The 13,254-nt window shown below is 71.9% G+C and carries 11 protein-coding genes and 1 pseudogene; 5 read left to right on the top strand and 7 right to left on the bottom strand.

Annotated features, from left to right (window positions below; translation table 11 throughout):
- Positions 1–494, bottom strand: a pseudogene (locus ACZ53K_RS27325) (two-component sensor histidine kinase); the annotation flags it as partial.
- 285 nt (positions 495–779) lie between these two features.
- Positions 780–1,997 carry an ABC transporter substrate-binding protein gene (locus ACZ53K_RS27330; RefSeq protein WP_468841417.1) on the bottom strand — a complete coding sequence of 406 codons (1,218 nt, stop codon included), beginning with the start codon at positions 1,995–1,997 and terminating at the stop codon, positions 780–782.
- Positions 1,998–2,239: 242 nt separating this feature from the next.
- Here ACZ53K_RS27330 and ACZ53K_RS27335 point away from each other — a divergent pair, with 242 nt between their 5' ends.
- Entirely contained in the window at positions 2,240–3,136 is an 897-nt protein-coding gene (locus tag ACZ53K_RS27335; protein WP_468841622.1) for an alpha/beta hydrolase, read from the top strand.
- 155 nt (positions 3,137–3,291) lie between these two features.
- Here the strand turns inward: ACZ53K_RS27335 and ACZ53K_RS27340 are convergent, their stop codons facing one another.
- From ACZ53K_RS27340 to ACZ53K_RS27350, 3 genes are all read right to left on the bottom strand, one after another.
- A complete protein-coding gene (locus ACZ53K_RS27340; protein ID WP_468841419.1) occupies positions 3,292–4,575 on the bottom strand; it encodes an FUSC family protein in 1,284 nt (427 codons plus the stop codon).
- Between the two features lie 113 nt (positions 4,576–4,688).
- Positions 4,689–5,516, bottom strand: a complete 828-nt coding sequence (locus ACZ53K_RS27345) for a SigB/SigF/SigG family RNA polymerase sigma factor (protein ID WP_468841421.1) — start codon at positions 5,514–5,516, stop codon at positions 4,689–4,691.
- A gap of 316 nt (positions 5,517–5,832) precedes the next feature.
- Positions 5,833–6,750 (bottom strand): aminoglycoside phosphotransferase family protein, encoded by a 918-nt coding sequence (locus ACZ53K_RS27350; protein WP_468841423.1) that lies wholly within the window; start codon positions 6,748–6,750, stop codon positions 5,833–5,835.
- Between the two features lie 376 nt (positions 6,751–7,126).
- Here ACZ53K_RS27350 and ACZ53K_RS27355 point away from each other — a divergent pair, with 376 nt between their 5' ends.
- Positions 7,127–8,263 (top strand): methyltransferase domain-containing protein, encoded by a 1,137-nt coding sequence (locus tag ACZ53K_RS27355; RefSeq protein WP_468841425.1) that lies wholly within the window; start codon positions 7,127–7,129, stop codon positions 8,261–8,263.
- 472 nt (positions 8,264–8,735) lie between these two features.
- The gene (locus tag ACZ53K_RS27360; RefSeq protein WP_468841427.1) at positions 8,736–9,077 is read left to right on the top strand and encodes a hypothetical protein; all 342 of its coding nucleotides are present in this window, start codon (positions 8,736–8,738) and stop codon (positions 9,075–9,077) included.
- A gap of 136 nt (positions 9,078–9,213) precedes the next feature.
- On the opposite strand, the gene ACZ53K_RS27365 is transcribed toward ACZ53K_RS27360, so the two are convergent.
- Both ACZ53K_RS27365 and ACZ53K_RS27370 read right to left on the bottom strand, forming a co-directional pair.
- The gene (locus tag ACZ53K_RS27365) at positions 9,214–9,681 is read right to left on the bottom strand and encodes a MarR family winged helix-turn-helix transcriptional regulator (RefSeq protein ID WP_468841429.1); all 468 of its coding nucleotides are present in this window, start codon (positions 9,679–9,681) and stop codon (positions 9,214–9,216) included.
- 93 nt (positions 9,682–9,774) lie between these two features.
- Positions 9,775–10,800, bottom strand: coding sequence for a helix-turn-helix transcriptional regulator (locus ACZ53K_RS27370; RefSeq protein WP_468841431.1), 1,026 nt, complete (start codon positions 10,798–10,800; stop codon positions 9,775–9,777).
- A gap of 240 nt (positions 10,801–11,040) precedes the next feature.
- On the opposite strand from ACZ53K_RS27370, the gene ACZ53K_RS27375 reads away from it, so the two are divergent.
- Positions 11,041–12,648, top strand: coding sequence for an MFS transporter (locus ACZ53K_RS27375; protein ID WP_468841433.1), 1,608 nt, complete (start codon positions 11,041–11,043; stop codon positions 12,646–12,648).
- Positions 12,649–13,045: 397 nt separating this feature from the next.
- On the top strand, positions 13,046–13,222 hold the full coding sequence (locus ACZ53K_RS27380; protein ID WP_468841435.1) for a transposase family protein: 177 nt from the start codon (positions 13,046–13,048) through the stop codon (positions 13,220–13,222).
- Positions 13,223–13,254 lie beyond the last annotated feature (32 nt).

Genomic DNA, 13,254 nt, shown 5'->3' on the forward strand with positions numbered 1-13,254 from the left:
CGGTGCAGGTCCGAGCCCGCCACCCGCTGCGCGGTCCGGGTGATCCGGCCCAGCGGCGACAAAACCCGGCCCGCCATCGCGTACCCGAAGGCGAATGCCACGACGGCCAGGCCCAGCAGCGCCAGCAGGGAGCGGTGGAGGAAGGTCTGCAGCACCGAGGCACGCTGGTCGTGGAGGCAGTTGCTGATGGCGTCGTTGATCTCGTCGATCGAGCCGACCGACGGCAGCGTCCGGCAGTTGACGTTGCCCACGCTGATGTCCGTGCCGAAAACCTCGAACTCCGGAGTGCCTTCCTTGAGGGTGTTGGCCGCGAACATGTAGATGATCGCGAGCAGCACGACCCCGGCCATCAGGAACATACAGCCGTACAGCAGGGTGAGCCGTATCCGGATGGTCGGCCGGAGCCATCGCACCGGGCGGAGCGCCGGCGCGGGGCTCGCGGACGGCTTCGGGGGCAGGTTCACCGGCAGGTGCGGCTCGGCGGGGGCAGCCACGGCGGTCAGCCTCCGTGTCCCGACGAGACGGGCACGGCGACCGGTACCGGGACAGGGAACGAGCCCACTGATGATCCTCCCTCAGGTGTCGCGCCCTGCGCGACCGACGTCAAAGCCCGCCCATCCTGCATGGAAGTGCGGTAAATCGGAGGTAAGGGTGGGCGCGCTCGCCGGAGCCACGGCCAGAATACGCCACTTTTGCCTGTTTCCGCTGGTCAGCTACGAGGTTCCGGGTGGTGGGGGCATCGGGCGGTACGCGGGGGAAGACTCGGTGGCCGGTCCGTGCTATCGCTCCAACAGCAGGTCGGCGGTGACGGGCAGGCCGTCGATGTGCGGATTGGTCACGACCGCCAGTTCGTAGTCATGGCGGCGGCCGGGCTGCCACTGTCCTCCGGCGAGCGGCACGGTGGCGACGTTTGGCACCGGCCCCGCCGTCCAGTCCAGCGGCCCCGCGACCGTGTCCAGGCGAGTGCGGCCGACCGCTTCGGCGACCGCCGCCGGGTCGGTGGGGTCGTCGGCGGTCCGCAGGGCGTGGGCGGCGACCTCGAACAGGGCGTGGGCCAGGCCGAGGGGCTGGAGCCACTGCCTGCCTGTGGCGTGTTCGTACGCGTCGGCCAGCTGGGCGGCGGTCGTGCCGTCCAGCGAGGAACGGTGGGGGTGGCCGGGTGTCCAGTAGACCAGGGTCGCCACGTTCGCCTGCGCGGGCCGCCGGCCGGCGCCGGTGGTCGAGGGAGGGTAGGCGAGCCAGCGCGAGCAGGTGATGAGCCGGGGCGTGGCACTCTGCTCGGCGGCGGTGGCGCGGAAGAGTGCCAGGTCGCGGCCGGTGGCCGCACTGGTGACGAGGTCGGCGCCGGCGGTGGTGAACGCCGTGACGTGGCCGGACAGGTCTGCGGCGGGTTCGGTGTAGGCAGGCGGGTCCACCAGGTGGTGGCCACGGGCCCGGGCGGTGGGGGCGAAACCTCGCTCCGCGTCGCGGGACCATGCCCCCTGCGGCCCGTCGTTCCACAGGCAACCCACCGTGCGTCCCGGGCCGTCGGCCAGTTCCCACAGATCCGCGAAGGTGCCGGCGATGGCGTCGAGTCCCCAGCAGAAGTGGTACGTGTAGCGGAACGGTTCGGTGTCGCTCGCGCCGCGTCCGTAGTAGTAGACCTGCCACGGGAACGCGCTCGACACGCACGGCACACCCGCCCTTTCGCAGGCGTCGGCGACGGCCGGCAGCACCTGGGTACCGGCCAGCGTCACGACGATCCGCGCGCCCTCGTCCACCACCAGCTCGCGTACCGCCTGCCGCGCGCCGTCCGCCGTGGACCGGCTGTCCCGGCACTCCAGGCGCACACCGTACGCGTGGCTTCCGTTGACGAGCCGGGTAAGCCTGGTCCGCAGGAACGACGCCGCGAAATCGAGGGGGTCGCCCAGGCTCGCCAGTCGTCCGGTACGTGCGGCGACGACTCCCACGACCAGGGTCCGGCGGACCGGATCTTCCGTACGGTCCTTCAGCTCCACTCGTGCCTCCATGCTCCCGTGCGCCGCTGCTGCCGTGCTCCGCTGCTTCGGAGCCTCGGCGCGTGTCCCGGACAACCGGGGGTGGGGCACGTGGGGCACGTGTGCTCACCCGACCAGCGGATCCACGGGGCGGGCGGAGGGGGCTTCCGGCAGGGAGCCGGCGCCGATCGGTGCGTGAGCAGGGCGGGATGGCCGACGGGTGGCGGATGATCGTGGTGGCGGCGACCGCGAGGATGGCCGGCATGGATTGCGAACTCGAAGCATTCATCCCCTTGTTCCCCCGGGCCGACCTGACCGACCCGATCGCCGAACGCAGGAACTTCGCCGGGTTGGCGGCCTCGGTGCCGGCACCGGACACCTCGGGCCTGGACGTCGAGGACCGTACGGTGCCCGCCGACCCGGACGTACCGGTACGCGTCTACCGTCCGCGCCGGGCGCAGGGCGCCATCATCTGGCTGCACGGCGGCGGCTTCGTCATGGGCGACGTGGAGACCGAGCACCCATGGGCCGCCCGGCTCGCGGACCTCTCCGGTGCGGTGGTGATCTCGGTGGGCTACCGGCTGGCCCCGGAAGACCCGTTCCCGGCCGCGTTGGACGACGCCTACGCCGTACTGACGTGGGCGGCCGGGCGCGCGGCCGAACTCGGCATCGAGGCGCGGCGGATCGCGGTCGGCGGCCACAGTGCCGGCGGAGGCATAGCTGCCGCGCTGGCCTTGCGGTCGCGTGACCGGAAGGGGCCGCCGATCTGCTACCAGCTGCTCAACCAGCCCGAGCTCGACGACCGGCAGGAGACCTGGTCGCAGCGGAACTTCACCTCGACCCCCTGGATGAACCGCGACAAGGTCGCCGCGACGTGGCGGCACTACCTGGGCTCCGCGCCCGCCACGCCGTACGCCGCTCCGGCACGGGCCACCGACCTGTCCGGCCTGCCGCCCGCCTACATCGCCACCGCGGAGCTGTGTCCGAACCGTGACGAGGACATCGATTACGCGCTGCGCCTGCTGCAGGCGGGCGTGTCGGTCGAGCTGCACCAGTGGCCCGGCACGTTCCACGGGTCGCAGGCGATCCTGTCGGCCGAGGTGTCGCAGCGGCAGCTCGCCGAGCTGGGTGCCGTGCTGCGCCGTGCTCTGGCCGGGTGAGGCACGGGTTTCGGCAGGCGCAGCGGCCGGTGCCGGTCAGCCGCCGGTGCCCGCCGGCGGTTGAAGATCACGAAGATCACCCGGACAGGTCGGCAGCTGGGGGAAGCCGGTGGCGGGCGGCGGCCGATGACGGCGGTGGCCGGTGACCGCCGCCGTCACTCGTCGTCGACCTGCCTCTGGAGTACGTCACAGGTGTACTGGAACTCGTCCATCAGCCGGGTGGCCTCCACCACGAGTACTCCGTAGGGGTAGGCCGGATCGGTGAGCGGCAGCTCGTCCTGCTCGGCCTGTTCGGTCACCCGGCGGCAGCACTCCTGCGCCTGGTCGGCGAGCCCGCAGAGTTCGCGGGCCTGGTCGGACAGCGATTCCTCGGTCAGCTGCCCCAGGACCTGGGTGATCCGGGAGAGGGACTCCAGAAAGTCGGCGTAGCAGCTCAGGAAGCGCCGGTCCCGTTCGCCGCCGTCCTGGCGCCACTGGTCGAGGCTGCGGGTGAGGGAGGCGAGCTGATACATGGTCCGCTTCAGCGCGTTGAGCACCGTGCCGTACCCTTCGAACCCCGTACGGCCGCGGTGGCGGCCCAGGCGGTTGCGCGGGTTGTAGTAGAGGCTTTCCCGCGCCGTCCGCAGCCCGTTCTCGGCCTGGGTGATCAGCCCGCCGGTCTGCTCGGCCCGGCCGCGCCAGTGGCTGATCCGCTCCTCCTCCATCTCGCCCTCCCGCATCGCCGGGTACATGTCGCTGACCAGGTCGCACAGGGCGCGGGCGAGGGTGTGGATACCGTGTTCGGCGCTGCGGTAGCGCAGTGGGGGCACCAGCGCGATGTTGACGATGACGCCGACACCGCACCCGATGAGGACCAGCAGGATGATCTGCCCGAGGTGGGTGATCTTGCCGAGGCCGGCCGGCGCCGAGACGTAGGTGGAGAAGGCGAAGAACGCCGCCGTCGCCACCTGGGATCCCTGTGAGCCCAGGGCCGGCCACCGGCCGATGGTCAGGGCCACCACCGCCACCAGCGCGAAGGTGAGCAGGTCCGGACCGGCCAGGTAGCCCAGGGCCGCCTGCACGGCGACCCCGGTCGCCACGGCGCCCACGTAACGCAGCGACTGCAGCAGGGACTGGTACACCGTCACCTGCATGATCAGGACGGCGGAGAACGGCGCGAACGCCGGGGACTCCGCGTCGAGCAGGTTGTAGGAGAGCACCCAGGCGACGGTCGCCGCCAGTGTGCTCTTGCCGATCAGCAGCAGTGTGTGGCGTTCGTGCCCCGCCGAGCCCCAGGCCCGGCTCCACCACTGCCGCACGCGGGCGACGCGTCCTTGCGCGGCGGGCTGCTCACGGTGCCCACCCGGGGACCGCTGCTTTCCGGACCTGGTCTCCCGTTGGTCCGTTCGACCGTTCTGCTTGCGCGCCGGAAGCTCCTGCTTCCGCGTCTGACCGGCCATGCACGCTCCGTTCCTCATCCGGTCCGCTTCTGTCGGTGGACCGTACGCTTTCACTCGGTACCCCGTCGGCGCGGCCACACCTCATGCCGGAACCCTTGCTCAGGCAGCCTTGCTCAGGCCGCCTTGCGGTACTTCTCCGCCGGGGCCCGCGTCGCCTCCGCCCGTATCCGGGACAGGGCCCGGTTGAGCAGGCGGGAGACGTGCATCTGCGACACGCCCAGCTCGGCCGCGATGGCGCTCTGCGTCATGTCCTCGAAGAACCGCAGATACAGGATGCGGCGGTCCCGCTCGGGCAGCCGGGCCAGCACCGGCTTGACCGTCTCCCGGTCCTCGACCAGCGCGAAGGCGTCTTCGAGCGCGCCGAGGACATGCATCAGGGTGTGCTCGTCGCCGCTCTCGCCGCCGTGGTCGAGGGCGGCGTCCAGGGACAGGGACCGGTAGGTCTCCAGTGCCCTCAGCCCGAGGGCGACGTCCTGTTCGGGCAGCTGGGTGTGCGCGGCGATCTGCTCCGCGCTGGGCGTGCGCCCGTCCAGTGTGGTGCTCAGTTCCTTGACCGCGGCCCGGACCTTGTTACGCAGTTCCTGGATGCGGCGCGGCACGTGCACATGCCAGGTGTGGTCGCGGAAGTGCCGCTTGAGCTCACCGGTGATGGTCGGCACGGCGAACTGTTCGAACGCGTCGGCGCGGTCGGGGTCGAAACGGTCGACGGCCTTGACCAGCCCCAGAGCGGCGACCTGCTTCAGGTCGTCGAGGTGCTCGCCACGCTCCCGCAGCCGGTACGCCAGACGGTGGGCCATCGGCAGCCAGGCAGTGATGATGCGTCGGCGTATCTGCTCCTTGACCGGCCCGTCCTCCAGCGTGGCCAGCAGACGGAACTCGTCGCTGGTGTCGACATCGTTGGCACCGCGCTCCCGGGGGCGCGCGGTTGCGGGGGTGGCCATCGCCGGCTCTCCTTTGCCGCTCAGGGGTGGGTGGTCCGCAGGCAGGCGAGAGGCCGGTCCGGAAAACGACAGACGGGCCCCTCGGCCGAAGAAGGGAAGGGTGCCTACGGATCCGAAGCACTGCCGCTCGTGTGTCCCGGGCGGAGACCCTTACACCCGGCATTCCGGCGTTGACGCTGTGGTGTGAGTCACGGGCCGGAACGGGGACGAGCGGGGTGGGAAGGGCCGGAGGGGCGGTCGAGCGGGGTGGGAAGGGCCGGAGGGGCGGCGCCGACCGCGGCCACCGGCCCACCGGTCACCGGTCACCGGTCACCGGTCACCGGTCCAGCAAAGCCTCCGCGACGATGGTCTGGGACGGGGCGAGTGCCGTCGCGCCGTCCTCGATGTCCCACAAGGAGTTCTGCAGCAGCCGTCCCAGCGTCCAGCCGGCCGCCCGCTCGCGGTCCAGGCCCAGTGCGTCGGTGAGCAGGTCGAACCGTCGCCGCACCACGCGGTGGGCGTCTCCCGTCGCCACGACGTCCTCCCACTGGCTGTCCAGGGCGGGCCACAGGTCGAACCCGGGGTCTCCGGACAGGGGTTCCGGGTCGATGGCGAGCCATGGTTCGCGCTCCCCGGCGAGCACGTTGCCGTAGTGCAGGTCCCAGTGCAGCAGCCGGTCCCCCGGCTCGCCGGCCAGGTCTGCCACCACCGATGCCCAGGTCCGCAGGTGTTGCTGGTCGGCGGGGCCGGGCAGCGCCGCCAGCGCCGTGGGCACCTGTTCCAGCATCTCGGCGGCGATGTCACCGAGTCCGCGCAGACCCTCCGGAGCGGGGACGGCGACCAGCCGCCGCAGCAGCCCGGCCAGGATGGTCATCGCGGTGTCGTCGTCCGCGACGGTCGCGAGCGTACGGGATCCGTCCAGCCGCTCCAGCAGCATGGCGCCGCGCGCCCTGTCGTGTGCGAGCAGCCGCACGGCGCCGTCGCCGTTCCAGGTCCGCAGTCCGATCAGCGCGGCGTCGGTCTCCTCCTCGGGCCGCTGGAACCGCATTGCGGCACGCGTCCCGTCCGTACGCACGACCGGCAGTACGAGTGACGCCATCCCGGAAGCGGTCTCGCCGTCCCGCCGCAGCTCCCAGCGGTCGAGGAATTCCGCGACCTGGGCGGGCAGAGCGGCGAGCCATGCTCTTCCGGCGTCACTCTTGTCGTACGTCGCGGACAGTGCGTCCGGGATGCCGATGTCCTCCGACGTGTTCATGGGGATCGTTCCTTCACCGGGTCCGGGGATCGCCCCGCGAACCTACCGGAGTTGTCCGTACGGCGATCATGTGTGGTGATTTTCCGGCCACGCGTCACGAGCCCTGCGCCGGGGCCGCCGAGTGATCCGAACCCGCTGTTGCGGAGGTTCGAACGCAGTGACTCCTCGTCACGCTCTGGCGGCCGGCCGCCGTACGGCATGGTCCGGCGCTCCGGTTTCCGGGGCAGACTGGGCCCGCCGCAACGGGCCACGAGGAGGCAGCATGGGACATCACCGGGGCGAACCGTCCGACAAGCCGTGGACGCCGCCGCCCGAGCCGCCCAGCCCGGACGGCGACAACCCGGGCAAGAAGAAGTAGCCGGTGCGCTGGCGAGACGTGGCACGCACCGCACTCGCCGCCAAGGGGGGCTTCCGCCAGCCGTGGCTGGCGGAAGCGTTCGACGTGGTGGACCGAGAACGGTTCGTGCCCTCCCGGTTCTGGGGCCTGCCCGCTCAGGACGACGGCCGGTACCCGCTGCTGGACCGCGACAAGGACGAGGAGCGGTGGCGGCGGGCCGTGTGGGACACCCACCGTTCCGCCATCGTGCAGATGGACGACGGGGCCACCGCCCCCGACGGGCCGGCCCGCGGCGACTTCACGTCGTCGGTGTCCGCGATGGACATCGCGTACGAGAAGCTGTGCCACCTGGATCTCGCACCGGGCCACCGCGTCCTGGAGATCGGCACGGCGTCCGGCTACAACACGGCGCTGCTGTGCGAGCGGGTCGGCAGCGCGCGGGTGACGACCGTGGAGGTGGACCCGGCGCTGGCCGCGTGGGGCGCGGGCAACCTCAAGCGGGCCGGGTACACGTCGGTGCGGGCCGTCTGCGGTGACGGGCTGGCGGGCGGCCCGGCGGAAGACCGGGCGAAGTCGGGGCCGTACGACCGCGTCATCAGTACGGCGTCGGTACGGCGCGTTCCGGCGGCGTGGCTGGAGCAGACCGCCGAGGGCGGGATCGTCCTCACGCCCTTCGGGACGGCGTACGCGAACGCGGGCCTGCTCAAGCTGCGGGTGGCGGGCGGCCGGGCGCAGGGGCGGTTCGTCGGCAGCGCCCACTACATGTGGGTCCGCGGCCAGCGTACCCGCCGCGTGCTCGACGTACCGGACGGCTCCCGCCTCCGTGCCTCTCCCCTCGACCCGGCGGAAGTGCTCAAGGGCAGTTGGCAGCAGGACTTCGCCATCGGCCTGCACGCGCGCGACGTCGACTACACCCACCGCGGCGAAGGGGCAGACGAGCAGGTCCAGCTCTGGGACGAGTCCGGTACGTCGGTCGCCGTCGTCTCGTACGACGCCTGGTGGCGGCACGGCTCGGTGCGCGCCTGGGGGCCGCGCGATCTGTGGCAGGAAGTGGTCACCGCGTACACCTGGTGGCGTGCGAACGGCCGCCCGGACCTTCCCCGGTTCGGCGTCAGCGTGGAATCCGATGGCAAGCACAGCATGTGGCTCGATGAGCCCGGGCATGGGGTCGGGTGACCGCTCGCCGTGCGCAGCCCGCCGTACACCGCACGCTGCCCGCCGCCCGAACCGTCGGCTTTGCCTGGGCCGCCCTGTCCGTCCGGACCGCCCGAACGGCCGGCCCGTCCGCAAGGTGCCGTGTACGCCAGATTCGGCGGCCAGAAGCACGAGTTGACTGGCCGGGGTCCGGCTCTCGGACACGCCCCACGGGCCTGTCGGCGGCCCGGCGCGAACAGGTTTCCGCCAGATCGCCCCGCCCTCCGGCGCCGCAGCCGGCACAGCGGGCCCTCGCCTCCCACCGGGAGGCGGCTTCGGGCACTCCCACGCGAGAACTTGGCGGACGGCGGCGCGCGGCGGCGGGTGGCTGCTTCTCCGGGCTGCGCACCGAGCGATTCAGACGGCGTCATTCCCCCTGCGGCCCCGTGCCCCCACCGGGCTAGCTTGACTGGCGGCCCGGGGAGCGGCCCCGAGGCCGGACCGAGGGGAAGACATGGCGAACGCGGACTTCCGGCCCAGGACTTCGATCCGCCGGAACCAGGCCTGGACATCCGGTGACGGCAACACCCTTCTGCGGCTGCAGGAGGACGGCAACTTCGTCGTCTACCGCCACGGCAAGGCGGCCTGGCAGGCCGAGAACGTCCACCCGAACGGCGAGACGGCCGCCTTCGAGATGGACGGCGACCTCGTCGTCTACGACTCCAACGGCAAGCAGATCTGGCACTCCGACACCACCGGGAACCACGGGGCCACGTTCTCCGTGCAGGACGACGGCAACGTCGTCATCTACAACACCAACGGCCGTCCGATCTGGGCGACCAACACCGCTGGCTGAGCCCGACATCACCCGGGGTGCCCGCCGGAGCACGTGCCGCGCCGGTCCGACCCCATGGCGAGCCCCTGTCGACGGTCCGCGACCGAGCGGCGGCAGGGGCTCGCGCGCGTGACGGGCCACCCCCTCCCCCAGGCCGTCAGGGGCGGTCGCCGAGCGCTTCCGCCATCCGGTCGAGGTCGGCGAGGAGGGCGGTCAGGCGCTGTTGCGGAATGGCGTCGATCATGCGCCGTTCGATGGCGTAGACGGCGCCGCGGGCCGCGTGGAGACGGTCACGGCCCGTTTCGGTCAGGGTGGCGGGGAGGGCGCGTCCGTGGTCCGTGGTGCGGGGCCGGGCGACCAGTTCCGCGTCCTGCAGACCGCGGAGCACGACGTTCATGGACTGCCGCGTGACGAACGTGCCGCGGGCGAGGTCGGCGTTGGACAGGCCGGGCTGCTCGTCGAGCAGTTCGAGACAGGCGTACTGCGGGACCGTCAGGCCGTACTCGCGCAGCGCCCTGTCCATGGCGCCGCGCAGGGCGGCGGCGGAGCGTTTGAGGCGGTACCCCACGTGCTCGGTGACGTCCTGGGCGGGGTGCGGCGGTGCCACGGGCTTCCGGTCGTTCATGTCAGGAGTTTGACACAGGTTCCCGTCGTACGTACATTCTCGACGCCGAAGCCCTGCCACACGACACCTCGTGCCATTCCCTATCACCCTATGTCACCACGTGACGCTGTGATCGTGCCGCGCGCGGGCCGCCGGTCCGTTCGCAGGGCCCGCCGCCGCCCTGGCGTACCGCTGGGCCAGTTCCTCACATGCCGCGGTGAGTTCCGGCGGGCCGATCACCTCGATGTCGCAGCCGAACGTGCCGATCAGGGCCGCCAGCCCCGGCCAGGACCACGCGCCGAGGCTGAGCCGGCAGCGGCTCGGGCCGACTTCTTCGACCACGGCGCCACCGGGTGCCCAGCGGGCGACGACCGCGGCGGGGGCGTCGAGGATCACTTCACCGTGGCAGCACCACTGGTCGGGGGTGTCTCCGCGGTCCAGCTGGCCGATGACGAACGTCGTGACGTCCGTGCCGGGCAGCTCCCGTGACGTGAAGCGGAGACCGGTGGGGGCGTGCGGCGTGATCCGGTCGACCCGGAAGGTGTGCCAGTGGGAGCGCGCCACATCCCACGCGACGAGGTACCAGCGGCCCGACCACATGACGAGGTGATGCGGCTCCACACGCCGCGACCGCTCCGGGCCTGGCCCACGGCTGTCCGCGTAGTCGAACCCGAGCACCTCGCAGTGGCGGACGGCGGTGCCCACGGCGAGTAGTACCCGGGGGTCCACCGGCGGCGCCGCGAGGTCCCAGGCGTTGTCGATCGAGGTCACCCGTACCGCGTCGACCCGTTGCCGCAGCCGCTGCGGCATGACCTGGCGGACCGTGGCCAGGGCACGCGCGGCCGCCTCCCCGAGACCGGCCACCGTGGAGGGGGCGGTCTGCAGCGCGACGGCGACCGCCATGGCCTGTTCGTCGTCGAACAGCAGGGGCGGGACCTTCGCCCCCGCGTCCAGGCGGTACGCGCCGCCCGGCCCCTTTCTCACGCGTACGGGGTAGCCCAGTTCCCGCAACCGGTCGATGTCCCGGCGCACGGTGCGCGGGCTCACCTCCAAGCGCTCCGCCAGCACCGATCCCGGCCATTCGCGCCGGGACTGGAACAGGGAGAGCAGGAGGAGCAGCCGTGCCGACGTCTCTGCCATGGCGCAACCCTGTCAGAGCCTGTCTTTGAACCCCCGCCTGCGCCCCGACGCCCGGCACGCACGCTCGCCGCACGGCGTCCCAGGACAGGTGGCTCCGCCACATGACCTGGGGCGCCGCACGCCGATCGCACGCACCGACCGCCGCTGCGCCCGCCCTTCGGGCGGACGACGGGGGTTCAAAGACAGGCTCTCAGGAATAGCGGCCGTTATGTGGCCGGTACTCCTGTAACGCTGACCTTCATGACCACTCCTTCCGACATGGGCGGCGGCGCGACGGCGGCCGCCCCGACAGATCAGGCGGCGTTGCCGCGCACTCCACACCCCTCACGAACGTCACCCCGGAAGGACGCCTCGGCGTCCGGTCCGGGAGGCGGGCGAGGACAAGAGCCGCGACCGGATGCGGGGGCGGCCGTCGTCTCCGGTCCCTCGGCGGTGGTCGCCCTCGTCGTGGTGCTCGTCGCCTCGTTCATGGAACTGCTCGACGCGACGATCGTCACGGTCGCCGCCCCGGCGATCGCCGAAGGGCTCGGGGCCGGCGAGGCCACGCTGCAGTGGACGGTCGCCGGGTACACCCTCGCGCTCGGCGCCGGGCTGATCACCGGCGGGCGCGTAGGTGACCAGTTCGGGCGGCGGCGCGTCTTCCTCATCGGGCTGGCGGCGTTCGCGGCCGCCTCGGCGGCCTGCGCGCTCGCGCCGGACCCGGTGGTCCTGGTCGCCACCCGTGTCGGTCAGGGCCTGGCGGGCGGCCTGATGGTGCCGCAGGTGTTCGGCATCATCCGGTCGTCCTTCGCGCCGGCCGCCCGGGCGAAGGCGTTCGGCGCGTACGGTGCGGTGCTCGGGCTCGCGTCCGTGGCGGGTCCGCTGCTCGGCGGCCTGCTCGTCGACGCGGACGTGCTCGGTCTGGGCTGGCGGACGATCTTCTGGGTGAACGTTCCCGTCGCGGTCGTCGGTTTCGTGCTCGGCGTACGGTTCCTGCCCGAGTCGAACGCTTCGTCGCGGCCCCGGCTGGATCTCCCCGGCGCGGCGCTCGCCGCGGCGGCCGCGGTGTGTGTCCTGCTCCCCCTGGTCCAGGGCCACGACTGGGGCTGGCCCTGGTGGGGCTTCGCCCTCCTGTCCCTGTCCGTGCCGGTCACGGCCCTCTTCCTCCGGCGGGAACGCCGCTTGGTCGCGCGCGGTGACCAGCCCGTCCTCGATCCGGGGCTGTTGCGCGTACGGGCCTTCCGCAGCGGTCTGGCCGCCTCCGCGCTGTTCTTCGGCGCCCTCGGCTCGTTCTTCCTGCTGCTGTCGCTCTATCTCCAGTACGGCACCGGACGCTCGGCCCTGGAGGCCGGATTGATCATCCTTCCTTACGCGATCGGCTCGACCCTCACGTCCGGGATCGGTGTACAACTGGCCGCTCGCGTCGGCCGTTTGCTGCTCGTGACCGGTTCGCTGGTCCTCGCCGCCTCGCAGCTGTTCCTGCTGCTCGTCGTACGGGACGGGGCCGCACCCTCGTACTGGCACCTGGCGTTGCCGCTGTTCATCGGCGGACTCGGGCTGGGCCTGACATCGCCCTCGCTGGTCAACGTCGTTCTCGCCGGCGTCCCCGCGCGGGACGCCGGTGCCGCCGGCGGCGTGCTCACCACTGTCGGCCAGGTCGGCAACGCGGTGGGAGTGGCCGTTCTGGGTGTGGGGTTCTTCGCCGAACTGGACGCATCGTCCGCGGCGAGGGCCTCGCCGCTGACGGCTTACGGAGACGCGTTCTCCTCCGTCCTCCCCTGGCAGATCGCGTTCTATGCGGCGGCGGCAGCGCTGATGCTGCTGCTCCCGAAGCACACGGACGCCCTGGGATCTCCCACGAAGGCGTAAGAGCCTGTCTTTGAACCCCCGCCTGCGCCCCGACGCCCGGCACGCACGGGCGGAGCGGCGGTGGCCGGGTTACGCGTGGGAGCAGCACGCGCAACCCGGCCGTACGGCGTCTTGTGGGGCGGCTGGCCAGGGGCGGGGTGCGCCGTCGATGATTTCTGCGCCCCCCGATGAGCACTCGTGCTCCGGTACGCGCATCGTGCGCCCGCTCTACGCGTCAGAGGCTTCGACGTAACCGTTCCTAGGGGGTTTTGTGATGTTTTTGTAGGCGCACCCTGTCCTCGGGGGTGTCATGTACTTCAGGGGCCGGGGGGAAGGGCATCATGAGTGGCAACCGGTACGGCGCCCAGGCCATCCAGAGGCCCGACGGCAGCTGGTCGTGCAACTGCGAGGCATCCGGATGACAGAGAAGCATGGTGTCCCGACGGAAGAAAGTGCGGGGGCGGCCGAACCGCTGTCCGTGTACTTCACCTCCGCCACGTGTCCGGAATGCCAGAGCGCGAACGACGGTCTCAACGGCCGTTTCGCCTGCGGCGCCTGCGGCACCACGTACGCACTGGAGCCGCCCACGCTCTGACTCCCGGGGCCTCAGGACTTCCGCCAGGGCCC

The sequence above is a fragment of the Streptomyces sp. NPDC033221 genome (assembly GCF_055577005.1).